The organism is Pseudomonas sp. GM41(2012), assembly GCF_000282315.2.
Classification (GTDB): Bacteria; Pseudomonadota; Gammaproteobacteria; order Pseudomonadales; family Pseudomonadaceae; genus Aquipseudomonas.
Genome location: NZ_AKJN02000008.1, coordinates 275,809 through 295,520, shown reverse-complemented (window position 1 = coordinate 295,520; position 19,712 = coordinate 275,809). Strand labels below are relative to the sequence as shown.

Below are 19,712 nucleotides of genomic sequence, written 5' to 3'. Positions count from 1 at the left end.
TAACACAGCATCGCCCTACTCACTCGGGCGGTAAAACCGCGCGCTCACTCATGAACGCCTCCAGCCGCGACCTCAACCAGCGCTCGGCCGGGTCGGTATCGACATGGCTGAGCCAGACCATCGACAGATCCAGGGTCGGCGTCTTGAACGGGAACGGCTCCTTGAACAGCTGGCCAGACGCGGCCATCGCTTCGGCGGCGTAGTCCGGCAGACTGGCGATCAGATCGGTCCCGGCAAGCAAGGCCGGCAACGAGCTGTATTGCGGCACGGAAAGGACGACCTGGCGCGTGCGACCAATCTCCGCCAGCCACTCATCGGCATAACCACTGACATTGGCGGTGTGGGAAACCAGCACGTGCGGTCGCGCGCAATACTCATCGAGCGTCAACGGTGTGTCCGATGCGTCCGCGCGCAAAATGTTGGGCAGGATGTGCCGCAACAACTTGCGCTTGGCGTTGGCCGGCAGCCCGCGAGTCTGGCTGATACCAACGGTGATATCGCCGGACGCCAGCAAATCCGGAATCCGCCAGTAATCGACATGCTGCACCACGAACACCACCTTGGGTGCTTCCTGGCGCAAGGCACGCAGCAACGGCGGCAGCAGGCCAAACTCGACATCGTCCGACAGCCCGATACGAAAGGTCATGGTGCTGCTGGCGGGGTCGAAATCATGGGTCAGGCTCAATGCCACCGACAACGAATCCAGCGCCGGCGACAGGTGCAGAATAATCTCCTCGGCCCGCGCCGTCGGCTCCATACGATGGCCGACGCGGATGAACAGCGGATCATTGAACATCGTGCGCAAGCGATTGAGCGCCGAACTGATGGTCGGCTGGCCGAGAAACAACTTTTCCGCCACCCGGGTGACGTTGCGTTCGAGCATCAGCGTTTCAAACACCACCATCAGGTTGATGTCGGCCTTGCGTAGTTCGTTACGATTCATCCACTGACCCCGCTCCCAAATCTGATGACAGTTTAGGTAGCTGTCGCAATCGGCGTCTATGCGACTCAAGCAGTTTGTGTTGAATCCGGAATCCGTCAGCGGCACTCAAAACCATAAGACCGCCCGTTGAAACGGAGCTGCTCTGACTGAGCAGCTCCACCTACCTGAAGCCTAGATTTCCTTGACCGGCGTCTGATCATGGGTCCCTTTGATCAAACTGATGGCATGCACACAATCAGACTTGTTGACGTAAGCCTCACCACTGGCAATCGTTTCATGGTTACCCGCCCTCAAACGCCACCGCCATTGACCTTTGCCGGTCTGTGCGATGCCACGGGTTTGCCTGTAAATCTCGAAATACATTGCTCGCTCCTTGCGATTGCTGATGACGGCAGATCAGTGATCTGCGAAACGAGAGTAGATGAGGATTTTTTGCAGCAGGGTCTTTCAATGTCAGGGGATGTTTCGCAGATTCAGCCTTGATTGGCGGCACGACCAACAGATTCGGGGGGCGGTAAATTGGGTGACTGCGCTGAGTAACTTTTCCCTTGAAGAGGCATATTTTTCTTACGCTGCGATGCTGTCTGGTCCGACGCAAAAACGCTGATTCGAGCCGTTGGTGATCGCCCGGTAATACATGCCTTACAGACTGTTCACTGATTTTTCTGCTGAGTTGAATCGTCAGCTGACAGGGCCAAAGGCTGTTTTTCCATCAGCACGGCATCTTCCTCAAGTTCGGTTTGAGGTTGAGCCGCTACCGTGGTGGTGACTGGATCAGGATGGGGCAGTAAACCCCGCACAGCCCTTTCAATCAGTGAAAGGATTCCATAGGTGACGAAGCCAAAGATCAGTCCAACAACCAGAATGCTCAAAGGGTGCATCTGCGCTGCATCGGGGCTTTCCAACATGTAGCTGAAAGCCTGAACAGCAACGGCCAGGCATGCCGCAAATGCTGCCACCAGCTTCACAAACACCCAAATCCTTCGCCATCTGTTCATGCACTCCCCCGTTATCCGGTGATTTGCCCTGTATTGCATGATAGCTAATGAGCAGGGTTACACCGAACGCCAGAAAAAGCTGATGTGGGATCGTCATAACTGCTTGATCGAAATCACTCATCGATACAGCGTATCTTGGCGGTGGTAGCAGCAACGCGGCTGCCGGGGTGCGACGCGCTATTAGATGGCCAAAACAGGATTTCGAGGCTCGTGATGAAAACCACTGACAAATCGGGTGGCACTTCGGTTACTGCGCCAATCAAGAAGACGTCAACCGGCAACGTCTGGCGCACCATGCCTGGCGGCATCTGGGCGTTGGGCTTCGTCTCGATGCTGATGGACATCTCCTCAGAGATGATCCATGCATTGTTGCCGCTCTATATGGTCACCGTACTGGGTACCTCCGTTTTAGCGGTGGGTCTCATCGAAGGCATTGCCGAGGCTACGGCCTCGATCACCAAGGTATTCTCCGGGGCACTCAGTGATCGATTGGGCAAGCGCAAACTGCTCGCGGCGCTGGGCTATGGGCTGGCGGCACTGTCCAAACCGATCTTTCCTTTGGCGGGCTCGCTGGACTGGCTGATCGGGGCTCGCTTTATCGACCGCATTGGCAAAGGTATTCGCGGCGCCCCGCGCGATGCGTTAGTGGCCGACATCACGCCGCCCGCGATACGAGGGGCAGCTTTCGGCCTGCGGCAAACGCTGGATACCGTTGGTGCATTCCTGGGACCGTTGCTGGCGATCGGATTGATGTGGCTGACCGCGAACCACTTCCAGACTGTGTTCTGGGTGGCCGTCATCCCGGCCTTCCTTGCCGTCGCGGTGCTGCTGGTGTTCGTTCATGAGCCCAAACAAGTGGAAGGGACGCACCGGGTGCGTGCGCCTTTGAGCCCGCGGGAATTAGCCCGACTGGGCGCTGGTTACTGGTGGGTGGTGGGTGTCGCTGCGGTGTTCACCCTGGCGCGTTTCAGCGAAGCCTTTCTTATTCTGCGCGGCCAGGCCGTCGGGCTCGCGCCGATGTGGGCGCCAGCGGTGCTTGTCCTGATGGGGGTAGCGTACTCACTGTCAGCCTATCCCGCCGGGGCCTTGTCTGATCGTGTCAGCCGCGTGGCGGTGCTCGGCGCAGGTCTGATATTGCTGATTGCTGCCGACCTGACGCTGGCGTTCGCGCCGGGTATCGCAGGCCTGGTCGTCGGCGTCGTTCTATGGGGGCTGCACATGGGGTTTACCCAAGGGGTCTTCGCCGCCCTGATCGCCGATTGCGCGCCGGCTGAACTGCGCGGGACGGCATTTGGCATGTTCAATCTGTTGACCGGGTTGGCCTTGCTGCTGGCCAGCGTCATCGCTGGAGCGCTGTGGGACACGGTAGGCTTCCAAGGCACTTTCTTGATGGGTGGCGGCTTTGCTGTTCTGACGTTGCTGGGATTGTGGGTGATCCAGGCGAGAGTTCAGGTTCGATAGCAAAGAGCGATACCTGAACGAAATGCCAGGAACGAAAAAGCCCCTGAAAACGCGGTCTGTGAGCAGAGCGTCATTCGCACTTGATCGCAAGTTCGCGGTCACGACGCCCAACTGGGCCGGCGTTCTGCTGGATGATGAGCATGGTATGCTCCGCACCAATAAGCCGCCCTGAAGCGGACTGGAGTGGACTATTCAGTGAAAAACAAAATACAAAAAATGATTGGTTCGCTTGGATATGTCATATGCAAAAAGCAAACAATCGAATCCATTTCGCAGGAAAGCGCGGCTCTACGTGATCGCATCTCAGAACTGGAGAAGCTTTTGGCTTTGGGAGATCAGGAAGCAGAAAAAATCGGCGCTAGCCAAACCCCAATGTTTGCGAGTTTGGGCGGTCGATGCGAAGTAGCTTGGCAAATAAGCAATATTTTCGGTCGCCAATTATCTGGACCATTCGACTGGCTAGTTACACCACTTCAATCAATCCCGCTGATGATCTCGGAAAGATTAAAGTTCATCACCGACAGACGATTCCTCGAGAAGTCGCACTACTTCCACCCATTCAACGGAAAACGTTTAGAAACCGTCATTAATACCCGCTACGGTGTTTTCCTCCACCATGAGTTTTCGCGGGATGAATCCGGAGGCATTTCGGAAAATTGGCTGGAGGAAGTAGAGCAGGCCACATCAAAGTGGAAATTTGTCACTGAGCGGTGGTTTGACGCCATCACGGAGGCCCCGGACGTTGTCTTTGTTCGCCAACGCGGCCGATTCTCGATGCCAGAAGAGCAGGAACTCAGGACTTGCGAAGAGGACTACCTGCTGGTCTTGGATGCGCTAAAAACAGTTTGCCCACAGGCACGGCTGGCCGTCGCTGACCCAGGCTGCCAATTATTGAGTGGAAAGATTGAAACCGCCGAAGTGGGCATATCTGGAGCGAATGACTGGACCGATTCAAATGATTACTGGAAGGGCGCAACGCACAAGTGGCAACCACTTCTCAGGAAGCTTGCAGAAAAATGATCGTCACCAGCGATCTACCTAGGTATTTCCGGCGAGCAGTTCCACGGCAGCAGCGCTTCGTAGTCCTCAACCGACGAGGCCTGTGGCAACCGCTCCAGTACGTGGCGCAGCCACGTATAGGGCTCTTGGACGTTGACCTTGGCGGTCTCGACCAGGCTATAGATCTGCGCGCTGGCGGTAGCGCCGTTGGTGGTATCGCTAAACTGCCAGGCCTTGCGCCGAGTCAGTGATCCACGCGAGAGTTCTGGTTCGATAGCAAAGGGCGATACCGCCTGAGTTTCGCGAGAAACTCGTACCGCTCGCCGGGAAAACAGGCGGCAAACTTGCTCTAAACGAAATGCCAGAAATGAAAAAGCCCCTGAAATCTTTAACAATTTCAGGGGCTTAGTCTTATTCAATAATGGCGGAGAGATAGGGATTCGAACCCTAGGTACCGGTGAAGGTACAACGGATTTCGAATCCGTCCCATTCGGCCACTCTGGCATCTCTCCAACGGCGCGCATCATAACAACACTTTCGCCGGAAGCGAACCCCCTAAGCGAAATTTTTCCGTGCTATCAGATGCTTGCGTCGATTAAAGCGGTACGCCCAGACGATTGGCGACTTCTTCGTAGGCTTCGATGACGTCACCGAGGCCCTGACGGAAGCGGTCCTTGTCCATTTTCTTGCCGGTGGCCTTGTCCCACAGACGGCAGCCGTCCGGGCTGAATTCGTCGCCCAGGACGATGGAGCCGTCGGAGAACACGCCGAATTCCAGTTTGAAGTCGACCAGCAGCAGGCCGGCGTCGTCGAACAGTTTGCTCAGGACTTCGTTGACCTTGAGCGACAGTTCTTTCATGCGAACCAGTTGCTCGGCGGTGCCCCAACCGAATGCCACGACGTGGGATTCGTTGATGAACGGGTCGCCCTTGGCGTCGTCCTTCAGGAACAGTTCGAAGGTGTAAGGGTTGAGCTTCATGCCCTCTTCGACGCCCAGACGCTTGACCAGGCTGCCGGCGGCGTAGTTACGCACGACGCACTCGACCGGGATCATGTCCAGCTTCTTCACCAGGCATTCATTGTCGCCCAGCAGTTTGTCGAATTGGGTCGGCACGCCGGCTGCTTCGAGTTTTTGCATGATGAAGGCGTTGAACTTGTTGTTCACCATGCCTTTGCGGTCGAGCTGCTCGATGCGCTTGCCGTCGAACGCCGAAGTGTCGTTGCGAAACAGCAGGATCAAGCGGTCAGCGTCGTCGGTCTTGAAAACCGATTTGGCTTTGCCGCGGTAGAGTTCTTCACGTTTTTCCATGATGGGCTCCGCTTGCTAAGTAGGTGGGCTAGGCGATGTGTCGCCAGTCGAGCCCTGAATCTTGATCGGCCAGTTGCAGCCAGTCCGGGTCGCACCCGAGGGTGTCGACAAAACATTGCCGGGCCAGCTGCGGCAGGTTGTTCTTGCTGCTCAGATGGGCCAGGACCAGATGTTGCAGGCCTTGCCAGCCCAACTCGGACACCAGGAATGCCGCCTGATGGTTGTTCAAATGCCCCAGTTCACCGCCTACCCGTTGCTTGAGAAAGTACGGGTAGTGACCGCGAGCCAGCATGTCACGGCAATGGTTGGACTCGATCATCAACGCATCGAGATCCCGATAGCCGTCCAGCACCTTGTTGCAATACGAGCCCAGGTCGGTCAACAGGCCGAAACGCCGCTCACCGTCACTGAAGACGTATTGCGTCGGTTCCTGTGCATCATGGGCCACGGCAATGACGCCGATGCTCAGTGCGCCGATCTGCAGTTGCTCGCCGCCGGCCAGAAGGCCAGCCGGTTCAATTGGTTTGCGCATCCCGCGCAGGGTGCCGCGACTGAGGTAGACAGGCAGATTGTAGCGCCGAGACAGCAAACCCACGCCATGCACGTGGTCGGCATGTTCGTGGGTCACGAGTATCGCGCTCAACTGCGCCGGGTTCACACCCAGGCGCAGCAGGCGTTTTTCGGTTTCCCGCAGGGAGAAACCACAATCCACCAGCACATACGTGTCAGCGCTGGCTATCAGCGTGCCGTTCCCTTGGCTACCGCTGCCGAGAACGGCAAAACGCATGTGATCAGCCCAGGTTGTCCTGAATCACGCTCAATACCTTGCGCGCCACATCGGCCGGCGCCACGGTGTTGATGTTTTTCTCGACGGTGACCTGGACGTTTTCGCCAACCTTGCTCAGGCGAACCTGATAACGCTCGGCACGGGCTTCAACTTCTTCCTTGTTCGGCTTGCTGCCGAACAGGCCACTGAAGAAACCTGGCTTCTCGTCCTTCTTCTCGGCTTTTTCGGCCAGGTTGATGTAGTACAGACCCAGGCTGCGGTTGATGTCTTCAACGCGCCATTCGCCCTGTTCCAACGCACGACCAACGCTCGACCAGGCACGATCCAGGTCGGTGCCGACGTTCAGGACAGGGTTACCGCTGCCGTCTTCGCTCAGGCTGACACGACTTGGCGTATCGGAGTCACGCGAAGCCAGCATGGAAACCGAACCGCCCTTCTCCGAAGTGCGGCTCATGCTCGCGAGCATGTCGTCGACCAGTGCCGCGTCCAGGCCAGTGTTGACCGAACGGTTGGTGAAGGCCACGTCGGAGGTGCTACCGGCAGGACGCTCGGCGCTGACCACGTAGACTTCACTGGTGTTGCGCTGCACGCCTGGCTCGATGCGGACCCGCACGCGGGTTTCGCTGTCAGCGCCGACACCGGCTGCGCTCAGGCGCTTGGCCATCGCAGCGGACAGTTCGTCGGAATGCTGCCAGGTGGTAGTGAATTCGCCGGTTTGCGGACGCTGTTCGTCCAGACGGAAACCGTTGTCCTGGAAGAACTGCACGGCCACTGGCCAAACTTCGGCCGGCGGGTTCTGAGCGACGATCCAACGCGAATCACCGGTCTTTTGCAGGGAGTAAGCGCTGGCGTCAGCCGCTGCCGACAACGGCTGCGGACGAGGAACGATGTACTCGCCCTTGACGGAGTCATCGGCCACGTTGCGCGGGATCGGCAACAGCGGATCCAGACGTTTGGCGGTGCTGACATCCGGAGGCAGTTGCATGGGTGCAGTCTGTTGCGCTTCCAGGTAATCGCTACCGCGGTCACGGAAATAACCTTCCGGGCCCCAGACCCATCCGCAGCCACTGGTGCTGGAGATGATCAAGGCAAGTGCGGAAAGTCCGGCCAATCGCTTCATGCGTAGTACTTCCTCAATTAAACCAGGACGCCGCACTGGCGCAGGGCCGTGCGAAGCGTTTCATGACAAGGTGCGCTCAGCCAGGTCAGCGGCAGGCGAATGCCTTCGTGCATCAGGCCCATTTCGACCAAAGCCCACTTCACCGGAATCGGGTTGGCTTCGATGAACAGATCCTTGTGCAGCGGCATCAATTTTTCGTTGATTGCCCGTGCAGTCTCGGCGTCGCCCTTGAGGGCGGCCTCGCACAGGTCAGCCATTTCGCGCGGGGCGACGTTGGCGGTGACGGAGATGTTGCCCTTGCCGCCCATCAGGATCAGCTCGACAGCGGTCGGATCATCACCGGACAGCACGATGAAGTCCTTGCTCACGCCATCAAGGATTGCCTTGGCACGCTTCATGTCGCCGGTGGCTTCCTTGATACCGATGATGTTCGGCACAGTGGACAGGCGAATCACGGTCTCGGCCTGCATGTCGCAGGAGGTGCGGCCAGGAACGTTGTAGAGGATCTGTGGAATGTCGACCGCTTCGGCAATGTGCTTGAAGTGCTGGTACAAGCCTTCCTGAGTCGGCTTGTTGTAGTACGGAACGACCAGCAGACAGGCGTCGGCGCCGGCCGCTTTGGCGTTGCGGGTCAGTTCCACGGCTTCGCGGGTCGAGTTGGCGCCGGTACCGGCGATGACCGGAATACGGCCATTGACCTGCTTGACCACGGCCTTGATGACGGCGATGTGTTCGTCCACATCGAGGGTTGCCGACTCGCCGGTAGTACCGACCGCGACAATGGCATGGGTGCCGTTTTCAAGGTGGAAGTCCACGAGTTTGCTGAGGCTGTCCCAGTCAAGACGCCCTTGTGCATCCATGGGTGTGACCAGTGCCACCATACTGCCCGCAATCATGAAACCGCTCCTGCCGGAAAAAGAGAGCGGTAATGGTACTGGCGCCAAGATGCTTGCACAAGCAAAGTACTGCGCTGCTGCCATTCCCCTTGGCGTCGCTTTTCGCTACCCTTCAGACTTTGATCGGTACTGATAAGCTCGTACGCCGGGTTCCAGCCTCCATTTTCGGCATCACAAGCCCCGATCCAGCGTTGCCACCCCTCGCTCTTGCCACTCTGGAGCACGTTGCAACCTTGCGGCTCGGGTTTTTTGAATTCGCATCCGCAGGCTCGCTCCCGGTAAAAAAAGCCCGTAGAAGTATCGACCGCTCATCGCTTTAGGAATGCTGCATGTCCACCCCCACAGTTCGCGAACAATTCCTTGTCATCAGTGCCCTTGGCGCCAACCCCATGGAGCTGACTAACGTCCTGTGCCGCGCCAGCCATGAAAACCGCTGCGCCGTGGTCACCTCTCGCCTGACGCGTCATGGCGAGTGCAGTGCGTTGATCCTCGAGATCTCCGGCAGCTGGGACGCCCTGGCGCGCCTCGAAGGCAGCTTGCCGAGCCTCGCCAAGAAGCACGCCTTTACGGTCAACGTGGTGCGCAGCGCAGCGCTGGAGAATCGTCCTCAAGCCCTGCCATACGTCGCCTATGTCAGCTCGGCTTACCGCTCGGACATCATCAACGAGCTGTGCCAGTTCTTCATGGACCACAACGTCGAGCTGGAAAACCTGACCTGCGACACCTATCAGGCTCCGCAAACCGGCGGCACCATGCTCAATGCCACGTTTACTGTGACCTTGCCGGCCGGTGTGCAAATCAGCTGGCTGCGCGATCAGTTCCTGGATTTCGCCGATGCGCTGAACCTGGATGCCCTGATCGAACCGTGGCGCCCACAAAACCCAATGTAAGGAAGCTTTCATGGCCGTTGCCATCGACCAACCGGTTGCCGACTTCGAAGCACCCGCCACCAGCGGGCAGACCGTCAACCTCGCGAGCCTCAAAGGCAAGCAGGTGGTGATTTACTTCTATCCGAAGGACAGCACGCCAGGCTGCACCACTCAGGGTCAGGGCTTTCGTGACCAGCTCGACGCCTTTAAAGCTGCCAATACCGAAGTCTTTGGCGTATCCCGCGACAGCCTTAAATCACACGAAAACTTCAAGGCCAAGCAGGCGTTCACCTTCGAGCTGATCAGCGACAAGGAAGAAGCGCTGTGCCAGCAGTTCGACGTGATCAAGCTGAAAAAGCTCTATGGCAAAGAATATATGGGCGTTGATCGCAGCACGTTCCTGATCGACAAGGACGGTGTGCTGCGTCAGGAATGGCGTGGTGTGAAGGTGCCGGGACATGTGGATGCTGTTCTGGCTGCAGCTCAGGCGCTGAACAAGGCCTGATTTTTAGCGTCCTTTCGGACGCTTTCGCGAGCAGGCTCGCTCCCACAGTTGACCGAGCTGTCCAGACAAACGCGGTTTAATGTGGGAGTGAGCCTGCTCGCGAAGAGGCCTTATGCCCTACTCAAGAATCAAGCCCGGCAGTTAAAGCAGCGGCGCCACCACCGGTTCCTTGCGTGGCCACGCGTCCAGCACCGCCTTGAACAAGGTCGCCAGGGGGATCGCAAAGAATACCCCCCAGAATCCCCACAATCCGCCAAACAACAACACCGCGCAGATGATCGCCACCGGATGCAGATTGACCGCTTCCGAGAACAGCAGCGGCACCAGCACGTTGCCGTCCAGCGTCTGGATGATCCCGTAGACCGCCATCAAATAGATGAACTGATCACTCCAGCCCCACTGGAACAGCGCAATCAGCATGACCGGCACGGTCACCACCACAGCGCCGACGTAAGGCACCACCACCGACACGCCCACCAGTAATGCCAGCAGTGCCGCGTAGTTGAGGCCCAGAACAACGAAACCTATATAGGTCACGCCACCGCAAATGAAAATCTCGATGACCTTGCCGCGAATGTAATTGGCAATCTGCCGGTTCATCTCATGAGCGACGCGGGTGATCAGCGCCCGCTCACGGGGCAAGTAACCACGCACCCACCGACCGATCATCTCCCGGTCCTTGAGAAAGAAAAACACCAGGATCGGCACCAGCACCAGGTAGATCATGATGTTCACCAGCAACGGCAGACTCGACAGCGAGAAGGTCAGCGCCCACTGGCCGAACTTGCCAATCTCGCCCCGCGCCACTTCGATGGCCTGCAGCACCTGCTCATCGGACACCAGATGCGGGTAGCGCTCGGGCAGCAGCAATAACAGTGACTGCCACTTGGCGAGCATGCCGGGTAACTCGTTGAACAGCGTAATCAACTGATGCCAGAGCAACGGCACCACAACCACGATGAACACCAGCAATAGCCCCATGAACAACGCAAAGACCAGTCCCACCGCCACCCCGCCCGGCATGCGCAGGCGTTCGAGAGTGACGACCAACCCTTGCATCAGATACGCCAGCACCATCCCGGCCAGCACTGGCGCAAGCATGCCGCCCAGCGTGAGCACGGCGGTAAACGCCAGAAACAGCAGGACCGCCAGCACAACGGCCTCTTCATCAGAGAAGTAGCGCTGAATCCAGTCGCGTAACACTTTGAACATCAATAATCCTTAGAAACGAACGCCGCAGAATTCAGGCTTTTTTCAACCAGTAGCGGTAAACACCCGCCTCATCTTCTTCACGAAGCAGCGTATGACCCGCCAATCGGGCAAAGGTGCGGAAGTCGCGCTGCGAGCCCGCATCGGTGGCAATTACCTTCAGCACTGCGCCGCTGGCCAGTCGATTGAGTTCCATCTTGGCCTTGAGCAACGGCAAGGGGCAATTCAGGCCGCTGGCGTCGAGCTCGGCGTCATGGGCTACAGCGTCGGTCATTGCATCACTCCGGGGACAGGTGGTCGAGCGGCTAGAATATCTGGTCCGAAGCGTAGTGTCCGGCTACAGTAAGGTCTTTGTCGACTAAGGCTTTGTGCATGACTTTTTTGCGCCCTACCCTGCTGACGCTCGCTTGCCTGCTCGCCTCACCGGGCTTCGCCGACGACCTGCCGTCACTCGGCGACGCCAGTTCTGCCATCGTCTCGCCGCAGCAGGAACATCAGTTGGGCCGTGCCTGGCTGGCGCTGTTGCGCAGCCAGGTTTCGCAGCTCAACGATCCACAGCTCAAGGACTACGTCGAATCCAGCGTCTACAGGCTGGTAGAGACCAGCCAGGTCAATGACCGACGCCTGGAGTTCATCCTGATCAACAGCCCGCAACTCAACGCCTTCGCCGCACCGGGCGGTATTGTCGGGGTTAACGGCGGCTTGTTCCTCAATGCCCAGACCGAAGGCGAATACGCCTCCGTACTCGCTCACGAATTGGCTCACTTGTCGCAACGCCACTTCGCCCGTGGCGTCGAAGCCCAACAGCGCATGCAGGTGCCGATGATGGCCGCGCTGCTGGCCGGGATCGTGATTGCCGCAGCCGGCGCCGGCGATGCCGGGATCGCGGCCATTGCGGGCACGCAGGCGGCAGCCATTCAGGAACAACGGCGTTTCTCTCGCCAGAACGAACAGGAAGCTGACCGCATTGGCATCCTCAATCTGGAAAAGGCCGGTTACGACCCGCGGTCGATGCCGACCATGTTCGAGCGATTGGCGCGCCAATACCGTTTTGACGCCAAGCCACCGGAATTTCTGCTGACTCACCCGGTGACCGAGTCGCGGATCGCTGACACGCGCAACCGCGCCGAACAGGCAAAACCCGGCGGCATCGAAGACACGATGCGTTATCAGCTGATTCGGGCACGGGTCCAGTTGATCTATGAAGAAACCCCAGGCCTGGGCGCCAAACGCTTTCGCGCCCAGCTTGATGAGAACCCGAAAAATGATGTCGCTCGCTATGGCCTGGCCATCGCCCAGATCAAGGGCGGCCAGCTGAATGAAGCACGGGAAAACCTCAAGCTGCTTCTGGCCAAGTCGCCGAACGAGATCATCTACAACCTGGCGCAAGTCGATCTGGACATCACCAACAATCGCCTGCCGGACGCCCAGTCCCGGGTTGACCGAATGTTGACGCAGTATCCCGGCAACTATCCGCTGAATTCAGTGCGCGTTGACCTGCTGCTCAAGCAGAACCGTGCGCCCGAAGCGGAAAAAGCACTGGAGAATCTGCTCAAGAGCCGTCCTGACGATCCGGACGTCTGGTACATGGTGGCCGAGACTCGCGGTCTGTCAGGCAACATCATCGGCCTGCATCAGGCCCGCGCCGAGTATTTCGCCCTGGTCGGGGATTACCGTCAGGCCATTCAGCAACTGGACTTCGCCAAGCGCAAGGCAGGCACCAACTTCCCGCTGTCATCGCGGATCGATGCACGGCAACGTGAGCTGATGGAACAGGAGCGCATGATCAAGGACATGATGGGCTGATCTGCTTCTCAAACAAAATGACAGGCACAAAAAAACCGCCTCTTTCGAGACGGTTTTTTATTCAGCCAACAACCGGATTATTCAGCCAGTTTGAAGGTGATGAAACTGGCGCGACCTTGACGCAGAACCCGCATCGACACCGAGCGGTTCTTCGGCAGCGCCTTGGCGATATCCGTGAACTCCTTGGTGGAACCGATTGCCTGATTATTCAGGTGAGTGATCACATCGCCTGGCTGCAGGCCAATCAGAGAAGCAGGACCGTCCTGGACTTCCTTGATCACGACGCCGCCTTTGAGGTCGTAGGTTTTCTTCTGTTCATCCGTCAGCTCGACCACGGAAACACCCAGCCGATTGCTGCTGCGCTCGGTGGTAGATTTCGGCAGCGCATCCAGCTCTTTGCCTTCTTCCGGGATAGCGCCGACAGTCAACTCGACATTCTTGCGCTTACCTTCACGAATCACTTCCAGATCAGCTTTCGAGCCGGCCTTGAGCGCGCCCACCAGGTGTGGCAGATCGGCGGACATGACGATCGGTTGGCCATTCATGCTCAGGATCACGTCCCCGACTTGCAGGCCACCCTTGGCAGCCGGGCCGTCATCCTGGATCTGAGCCACCAGCGCGCCAGCTGGCTTCTCCAGACCGAACGACTCGGCCAGGTCCTTGTTCACTTCCTGAATCACCACCCCCAACCAGCCACGGCTAACTTTGCCACCGCTTTTGAGCTGATTGGAAACGTCCATGGCGACGTCGATCGGGATCGCGAACGACACGCCCATGAAGCCGCCGGAACGGGTGTAGATCTGCGAGTTGATGCCGACCACTTCACCCGCCAGGTTGAACAGCGGACCACCCGAGTTACCCGGGTTGATCGGCACGTCAGTCTGGATGAACGGCACATAGTTTTCGTTCGGCAGGCTGCGACCGATGGCGCTGACGATACCTTGGGTCACGGTATGGTCGAAACCAAATGGCGAGCCAATTGCCACAACCCATTGGCCGGCCTTCAGGTCCTGGGATTTGCCGAGCTTGAGGACCGGCAGATCCTTGCCTTCGATTTTCAGCAGAGCCACGTCGGAACGCGGATCGGTGCCAACCAGTTTGGCTTTCAATTCGCTGCGGTCAGCGAGGCGGACGAGGATTTCGTCTGCATCGGCAATCACATGGTTGTTGGTCAGGATGTAGCCATCAGACGAGATGATGAAACCCGACCCCAGGGATTGGGCTTCACGTTGACGATCACCGCGGGGCGTACGCGGCTGTGGCGGCATACCGCGTTCGAAGAACTCGCGCAACATGGGCGGCAAGCCTTCAAGGTCGGGCATCTGCTCGCTCACTTTGCGATCAGGCAGTTTCTGCGTAGTACTGATGTTTACCACCGCGGGCGAGGCCTGCTCGACCAACTGAGTGAAATCAGGCAACTCAGCCGCTTGAACAGCGACCGCCTGACCAAGCACCAGCACGGTGGCAAAAATAGAGAGATAAGACTTCAAGCGTGGTATCGACATACGGCTCCCGTTACGACGAGCATGGTTAAGCGATATGGAGCAAGGAACACCGGGAACGATACGCCGGTATTTTTGTTCCGGGAACAACAAACAAGGCCAGAGCCGAGAGGCTCTGACCTATAGAAAAAATCGGGGATATTTGCAAGTTGAAATGCTCACCAAACATTTCGATTTCAGCTCACTACTTGGTTGCAGTGGCGTCGCTGCGCATGGATAGCGCAATCCGTTCAGCGGTGCCAATCGGAATCTCACCGACCACGGTCACCATCATCTCGCCTTGCGGGGTAGTCAAGCGTCGGGAAACTGCAACGGTCGGCCCCAACTGGGTGCGAGTGTCAGTAATTGTTGCGCCATTCAACGGCTCAAGGAAAACCGAGAAACGGGCCAGACCATCGTCATACATCAGACTGTTGACTTGGGTTTTGGTCTCTGGATCCTTGCGGGAGGTACTGCTGGTCAGCTCGAAACCAGGCGGTAACCAGTCCGAACGCCATACTTGCGCGGCCTTGGTTGCAGAAGCCTTGTCACTGTCGAGGGCAATAGTTTTGCAATCGGCACTAGGCTGCAAGTCGCTGTCGGAGGGAAGATCGGCGGTATCCAGTTGCGTGAACTGGAATCGCTCCAGCAACTGCCCTCGTTCATTCAGAAGCAATGATTTGAGAGGCAGGCCGGTTTCTTTATCCAGATGCAATTCAAAACCGTAGCGGTGTTGATCGCGAGGTGTCAGTGAAACGATTACTGCCGCACGCCCGGCCACACGCGACTTGCCAATGACGGCAAGGTCGTACCAATTCTTTAGCTTTTGTGGATCGAGTGCACGAGCAGCGGAGCTGGGGGAATCTCCAAGCCCTGCTATCAGAATGCCGCTGACGCATTGAGTACGCCCATCAATGCGCACGACTTCCTGTGCCGAGCCGTCGAGCTGGAGTAAACGCTCGCGGACCTTACCATCCTGGACGCGGTGCCAGATGTTGTGGGTAGAAAAACTACCGTTACGCTCGTAGACGAATGTACCGTGAAAGCTTTGCTGTTGCTCGGCTTGGCCCAGACGGGTCAACCAGTCCTGGGCTTCATCAGCATGGGCTGGAACAACAAACCAGCCACCGAGCAGAAGCGTAAGTAGAGGGATGGCGCGCATGATCCTCCTTAACGGTTTTCCAGACTTGCTGCACGAGCGTAAGGCAGAGCGCTCTCAGTACCTTTCAGTGCAGCCTGCTGCGCATGTTGGCGCAAATAGCCTGGCAGACGCTGATCGTGCCAGCCTGGCTGACCTTGCAATACGCCGTTGGCCATAGGGCCAGTGGCTTCCGAACTCTCATTGTAGCCTGCTAATACAGCTGGACCCTTGACCTGAGGAACGGCCAGACCTGGTTGACTGGATTGTTGAGCCAGTTCGACCCCAGCGATCTCGTCCTGGTTATACAGACGAACACCTGCCAGTACGGCGAGGGTTACCGAAGCAGCGACCGCTAGACGACCCAGGTTGCGCCATGGACCACGGGAGGTTTTTGCAGGTACGGCTTCGTCAGCCAGCGCAGCAGAGACTGCCGCAGCGATATCCAGACGTGGAAGCAGCAAATCCTTGTGCATAACTGCCCGAGCGATTTGATAACGAGCCCAGGTATCACGGGTTTCTACATCGTCAAAGGCATTCAATACCCGACGCAATTCCAATTCGTCCGCTTCGTTATCCATCACTGCGGACAGCGATTCCTGCAGGGCTTCACGACTCATGGCGTTCCTCTCTTGGCTGTCGCCGCTGTCTCAGTTTTCCTGCAACAACGGCTGCAGGGCTTTATCGATGGCTTCCCGAGCGCGGAAAATCCGGGAGCGCACGGTACCCACCGGACACTGCATGACGGCCGCAATGTCCTCGTAACTCAGACCATCGAATTCACGTAAAGTTAAGGCCGTACGCAAATCTTCTGGCAGTTGCTGAATGGTTCGATGGACGGTGCCTTCGATCTCATCCCGCAGCAATGCACGTTCTGGCGACTCGAGATCCTTGAGGCCATGATCGCCATCGTAGAACTCTGCATCCTCGGAACTGACATCGCTATCCGGCGGCCGACGGCCGCGTGAAACCAGATAGTTTTTCGCCGTGTTGATGGCGATGCGGTAAAGCCACGTATAAAACGCGCTGTCTCCGCGAAAATTTCCAAGTGCACGGTACGCCTTGATAAAGGCTTCCTGCGCCACATCCTGGGCTTCATGGGTGTCGTGCACGAAACGCACGATCAACCCGAGAATTTTGTGCTGGTATTTCAGCACTAGCAGATCGAAAGCTCGCTTGTCGCCGCGTTGAACGCGCTCGACCAGCTGCTGATCCTCTTCCTGGGTTAGCATGAACACTCCTCGATAAGCTCGGAGGAGGCTTGCATAACTAAACAACCAGACTTGCAAACATAGACTCGGGCTTTTCGCAAAAGTTCTCCCCCTCCAAGCAAGTTTCCTGCGGGCTCTGATTTGGCACGCACGAAAAGCGCAGCGCGGGTTAACCCGGCTGCGCGAATAATCTTGTCATCGGATTCGCCCGCAAGGATCAAATCACAGATCCCGCGTTGAAGCCGACACTGTCCCTTGAATCAGGCAACGGTCTATTGATCTTGGGCCTTTGGCAAAAGTTCCAAATATTTATAGCTGCGCAAGACCGACATTGTGCAACCGTGAATAGAAAAAGACTGTTAAATCGCTGATACAGTCGTCTTGTCGCCGAACCGGCCGAAAAACCATCCGACGAAGCGTCAGGTATTTTCCGTCACAGTAGTTTCACAATGCCATGTGTGCTCGCTATTGTGCCGCTCCCCCCCTCTATATACTAGTGGGCTGTGTGGCTGTCTTGACTCGCCGATCCAGGTGTCTTGCGCCAACCCCGACCCGGGTCGCTTTGAGCGGAATCCTGAAATGAGCCAACAGTTTCAACACGATGTTCTGGTAATTGGCAGCGGTGCTGCCGGCTTGAGCCTGGCGCTGACCTTGCCCGGTCATTTGCGCATCGCCGTACTGAGCAAAGGCGACCTCGCCAATGGCTCGACTTTCTGGGCCCAGGGTGGCGTCGCTGCCGTCCTGGATGACACCGACACCGTTGAATCACATGTCGATGACACCCTCAATGCTGGCGGCGGCCTGTGCCACGAAGACGCCGTGCGCTTTACCGTCGAGCACAGTAAAGAGGCGATTCAATGGCTGATCGACCAAGGTGTGCCCTTCACCCGCGATGAACAGTCCGGTACCGAAGATGGCGGATTCGAGTTCCACCTGACCCGCGAAGGCGGTCACAGCCATCGGCGCATCATCCATGCCGCCGATGCCACGGGCGCAGCGATTTTCAGAACCTTGCTCGACAAGGCCAGGCAACGACCGAACATCGAACTGCTGGAGCAGCGGGTCGCGGTCGACCTGATCACCGAAAAGCGCCTGGGCCTTGAAGGTGATCGCTGCCTCGGCGCCTACGTCCTCAATCGCGGGACCGGTGAAGTCGACACCTACGCCGCTCGCTTTGTGATCCTCGCATCGGGCGGCGCGGCAAAGGTCTATCTCTATACCAGCAACCCCGACGGCGCCTGCGGTGATGGCATTGCCATGGCCTGGCGTTCGGGCTGCCGGGTGGCGAATCTGGAGTTCAACCAGTTCCACCCCACTTGCCTGTATCACCCGCAAGCCAAGAGTTTCCTGATCACCGAAGCCCTGCGCGGCGAAGGCGCACACCTGAAGCTGCCTAACGGCGAACGCTTCATGCAACGCTTCGACCCTCGCGCCGAGCTGGCGCCACGGGACATCGTCGCCCGCGCCATCGACCATGAAATGAAGCGCCTGGGCGTCGATTGTGTCTATCTGGACATCAGCCACAAGCCGGAAGCGTTCATCAAGACTCACTTCCCGACGGTGTACGAACGCTGCCTCGAATTCTCCATCGACATCACCAAGCAACCGATTCCAGTGGTTCCGGCGGCGCACTACACGTGTGGCGGCGTGATGGTCGATCAGCAGGGTCGCACCGACGTGCCGGGACTCTATGCCATTGGCGAAACCAGCTTCACCGGCCTGCACGGTGCCAACCGCATGGCCAGCAACTCGTTACTCGAGTGTTTCGTTTACGCGCGTTCCGCGGCGGCGGACATTCTTGAGCAGCTGCCGCAGGTTTCGATTCCAACCGCCCTGCCCGTCTGGGATGCGAGCCAGGTCACCGACTCCGATGAGGACGTGATCATTGCGCACAACTGGGACGAACTGCGGCGATTCATGTGGGACTACGTCGGCATTGTGCGCACCAACAAGCGCTTGCAACGGGCACAGCACCGCGTACGTCTGTTGCTGGATGAAATCGACGAGTTCTACAGCAACTACAAGGTCAGTCGGGACTTGATCGAACTGCGTAACCTGGCCCAAGTGGCTGAGCTGATGATTCAGTCAGCCATGGAACGCAAGGAGAGTCGCGGCCTGCATTACACCCTCGACTATCCGAACATGCTGCCGGTTGCCCTGGACACTATTCTGGTTCCGCCCACCTACGTCGACTGAACGTGAGCCGAACCCGCAGGCGTCGGTGCAGATCCGCCGCCTGCGAGTCGCGGGGAACGCAGATTGATCTGACCCGCCGCTCGTCTCGCAGTCGAAAACGCAGCACAACGAGCAACGGCAGCGCCAGGCTGTCCGGTCGTAACTGCACCGACTGCCAACCGTCCTCCTGATTCCACAACTGCCAGCCATCGGCATTGCGACGCAAGCCGCGAAATGCCCTTGGGTGTGTCAGCAGAATCTGACGCGGTAACGCCCAAGCGCCGTGAGCCAGACAGCAAAAAGCGCCGAGCAGACTGGCCCAGACCGGTAGAGAGAGAAGACACAGCGAACCCAGCGCGAACAGCTGGGCCAGAAGATACGCCGCCAGCAATTGCCGTGAGGCATGCCAGCGGCATTCGAACGCATTACTTGGGCTGGACACGATCCAGAATCATGCGAACCATGCGCTGAAGCTCCGGATCTTCCGATTCGGCGCGTTCCATGAACCAGCCGAACATGTCCTGATCTTCGCATTCGAGCAGCTTGCGGTAGCAATCGCGGTCGACATCATTGAGGTGCGGATAGACCTCTTTCACGAACGGTACCAGCAACACGTCAAGCTCAAGCATGCCGCGGCGGCTGTGCCAGTAGAGGCGATTCAGTTCAACATCTTCGACCATGGAGCGCTCCTCAAATAGGCGGCAAGTATACAGCCCCAGGCGGAGTCGAACACTCGGCTTTGGTCGGCCACCAACGATCCTTTGTGAACTACCCATTTCGAGAGCGCCCCCTTATGATGTCCCCC

22 protein-coding genes and 1 tRNA gene are annotated in these 19,712 nt (G+C 57.9%); 6 read left to right on the top strand and 17 right to left on the bottom strand.

Features of this window, described 5'->3' with window-relative positions; translation table 11 throughout:
• Positions 1-19: 19 nt before the first annotated feature.
• From PMI27_RS06930 to PMI27_RS06940, 3 genes are all read right to left on the bottom strand, one after another.
• Positions 20-943 (bottom strand): LysR family transcriptional regulator, encoded by a 924-nt coding sequence (locus PMI27_RS06930; RefSeq protein WP_008153099.1) that lies wholly within the window; start codon positions 941-943, stop codon positions 20-22.
• A 171-nt stretch (positions 944-1,114) separates the two neighbouring features.
• Complete coding sequence (locus PMI27_RS06935; RefSeq protein WP_008074435.1) at positions 1,115-1,306, bottom strand: YegP family protein; 192 nt, start codon at positions 1,304-1,306, stop codon at positions 1,115-1,117.
• Positions 1,307-1,596: 290 nt separating this feature from the next.
• On the bottom strand, positions 1,597-1,941 hold the full coding sequence (locus tag PMI27_RS06940; RefSeq protein ID WP_033053556.1) for a hypothetical protein: 345 nt from the start codon (positions 1,939-1,941) through the stop codon (positions 1,597-1,599).
• Positions 1,942-2,235: 294 nt separating this feature from the next.
• Between PMI27_RS06940 and PMI27_RS06945 the strand changes: the two genes are divergently transcribed.
• Both PMI27_RS06945 and PMI27_RS06950 read left to right on the top strand, forming a co-directional pair.
• Positions 2,236-3,402 carry an MFS transporter gene (locus PMI27_RS06945; protein ID WP_202962625.1) on the top strand — a complete coding sequence of 389 codons (1,167 nt, stop codon included), beginning with the start codon at positions 2,236-2,238 and terminating at the stop codon, positions 3,400-3,402.
• Between the two features lie 195 nt (positions 3,403-3,597).
• The gene (locus PMI27_RS06950; protein ID WP_150113564.1) at positions 3,598-4,422 is read left to right on the top strand and encodes a DUF1796 family putative cysteine peptidase; all 825 of its coding nucleotides are present in this window, start codon (positions 3,598-3,600) and stop codon (positions 4,420-4,422) included.
• Between the two features lie 14 nt (positions 4,423-4,436).
• On the opposite strand, the gene PMI27_RS30725 is transcribed toward PMI27_RS06950, so the two are convergent.
• The 6 genes from PMI27_RS30725 to dapA form a co-directional block, all read right to left on the bottom strand.
• Positions 4,437-4,820, bottom strand: a complete 384-nt coding sequence (locus tag PMI27_RS30725; protein WP_160171635.1) for a transposase domain-containing protein — start codon at positions 4,818-4,820, stop codon at positions 4,437-4,439.
• Positions 4,821-4,823: 3 nt separating this feature from the next.
• A tRNA-Ser gene (locus PMI27_RS0229730) sits at positions 4,824-4,913 on the bottom strand.
• 83 nt (positions 4,914-4,996) lie between these two features.
• Complete coding sequence (gene purC / locus PMI27_RS06955) at positions 4,997-5,710, bottom strand: phosphoribosylaminoimidazolesuccinocarboxamide synthase (protein WP_008034929.1); 714 nt, start codon at positions 5,708-5,710, stop codon at positions 4,997-4,999.
• Between the two features lie 28 nt (positions 5,711-5,738).
• Positions 5,739-6,497 carry an MBL fold metallo-hydrolase gene (locus PMI27_RS06960; protein ID WP_008153089.1) on the bottom strand — a complete coding sequence of 253 codons (759 nt, stop codon included), beginning with the start codon at positions 6,495-6,497 and terminating at the stop codon, positions 5,739-5,741.
• Positions 6,498-6,501: 4 nt separating this feature from the next.
• Entirely contained in the window at positions 6,502-7,617 is a 1,116-nt protein-coding gene (gene bamC, locus PMI27_RS06965) for an outer membrane protein assembly factor BamC (RefSeq protein ID WP_008153087.1), read from the bottom strand.
• Positions 7,618-7,634: 17 nt separating this feature from the next.
• The gene (dapA, locus tag PMI27_RS06970; protein WP_008153085.1) at positions 7,635-8,513 is read right to left on the bottom strand and encodes a 4-hydroxy-tetrahydrodipicolinate synthase; all 879 of its coding nucleotides are present in this window, start codon (positions 8,511-8,513) and stop codon (positions 7,635-7,637) included.
• Positions 8,514-8,842: 329 nt separating this feature from the next.
• On the opposite strand from dapA, the gene PMI27_RS06975 reads away from it, so the two are divergent.
• Positions 8,843-9,403, top strand: coding sequence for a glycine cleavage system protein R (locus PMI27_RS06975; protein ID WP_008034925.1), 561 nt, complete (start codon positions 8,843-8,845; stop codon positions 9,401-9,403).
• Positions 9,404-9,413: 10 nt separating this feature from the next.
• Complete coding sequence (locus PMI27_RS06980; protein WP_008153083.1) at positions 9,414-9,887, top strand: peroxiredoxin; 474 nt, start codon at positions 9,414-9,416, stop codon at positions 9,885-9,887.
• 141 nt (positions 9,888-10,028) lie between these two features.
• Here PMI27_RS06980 and PMI27_RS06985 read toward each other — a convergent pair whose 3' ends face one another.
• Both PMI27_RS06985 and PMI27_RS06990 read right to left on the bottom strand, forming a co-directional pair.
• Positions 10,029-11,099 carry an AI-2E family transporter gene (locus PMI27_RS06985; RefSeq protein ID WP_008153082.1) on the bottom strand — a complete coding sequence of 357 codons (1,071 nt, stop codon included), beginning with the start codon at positions 11,097-11,099 and terminating at the stop codon, positions 10,029-10,031.
• Positions 11,100-11,130: 31 nt separating this feature from the next.
• Positions 11,131-11,370, bottom strand: a complete 240-nt coding sequence (locus tag PMI27_RS06990; protein ID WP_007930235.1) for a sulfurtransferase TusA family protein — start codon at positions 11,368-11,370, stop codon at positions 11,131-11,133.
• Between the two features lie 98 nt (positions 11,371-11,468).
• Here PMI27_RS06990 and PMI27_RS06995 point away from each other — a divergent pair, with 98 nt between their 5' ends.
• Positions 11,469-12,902, top strand: a complete 1,434-nt coding sequence (locus PMI27_RS06995) for a M48 family metalloprotease (protein WP_008153079.1) — start codon at positions 11,469-11,471, stop codon at positions 12,900-12,902.
• 77 nt (positions 12,903-12,979) lie between these two features.
• On the opposite strand, the gene PMI27_RS07000 is transcribed toward PMI27_RS06995, so the two are convergent.
• The 4 genes from PMI27_RS07000 to rpoE form a co-directional block, all read right to left on the bottom strand.
• On the bottom strand, positions 12,980-14,407 hold the full coding sequence (locus PMI27_RS07000) for a DegQ family serine endoprotease (RefSeq protein ID WP_008153077.1): 1,428 nt from the start codon (positions 14,405-14,407) through the stop codon (positions 12,980-12,982).
• Positions 14,408-14,588: 181 nt separating this feature from the next.
• Complete coding sequence (locus PMI27_RS07005) at positions 14,589-15,545, bottom strand: MucB/RseB C-terminal domain-containing protein (RefSeq protein ID WP_008153075.1); 957 nt, start codon at positions 15,543-15,545, stop codon at positions 14,589-14,591.
• An 8-nt stretch (positions 15,546-15,553) separates the two neighbouring features.
• A complete protein-coding gene (locus PMI27_RS07010; RefSeq protein WP_008153074.1) occupies positions 15,554-16,141 on the bottom strand; it encodes a sigma-E factor negative regulatory protein in 588 nt (195 codons plus the stop codon).
• Positions 16,142-16,171: 30 nt separating this feature from the next.
• Positions 16,172-16,753: an RNA polymerase sigma factor RpoE gene (gene rpoE, locus PMI27_RS07015; RefSeq protein ID WP_007944079.1), complete on the bottom strand. Its 582-nt coding sequence runs from the start codon at positions 16,751-16,753 to the stop codon at positions 16,172-16,174.
• Between the two features lie 558 nt (positions 16,754-17,311).
• On the opposite strand from rpoE, the gene nadB reads away from it, so the two are divergent.
• Positions 17,312-18,928 carry an L-aspartate oxidase gene (gene nadB / locus PMI27_RS07020; protein ID WP_008153071.1) on the top strand — a complete coding sequence of 539 codons (1,617 nt, stop codon included), beginning with the start codon at positions 17,312-17,314 and terminating at the stop codon, positions 18,926-18,928.
• Here the strand turns inward: nadB and PMI27_RS30715 are convergent.
• On the bottom strand, positions 18,897-19,349 hold the full coding sequence (locus PMI27_RS30715; RefSeq protein WP_081757433.1) for a protein YgfX: 453 nt from the start codon (positions 19,347-19,349) through the stop codon (positions 18,897-18,899). The genes nadB and PMI27_RS30715 overlap by 32 nt on opposite strands.
• On the bottom strand, positions 19,333-19,587 hold the full coding sequence (locus tag PMI27_RS07025) for an FAD assembly factor SdhE (RefSeq protein ID WP_007944081.1): 255 nt from the start codon (positions 19,585-19,587) through the stop codon (positions 19,333-19,335). Before PMI27_RS07025 ends, PMI27_RS30715 begins: the two co-directional genes overlap by 17 nt.
• Between the last annotated feature and the right edge of the window lie 125 nt (positions 19,588-19,712).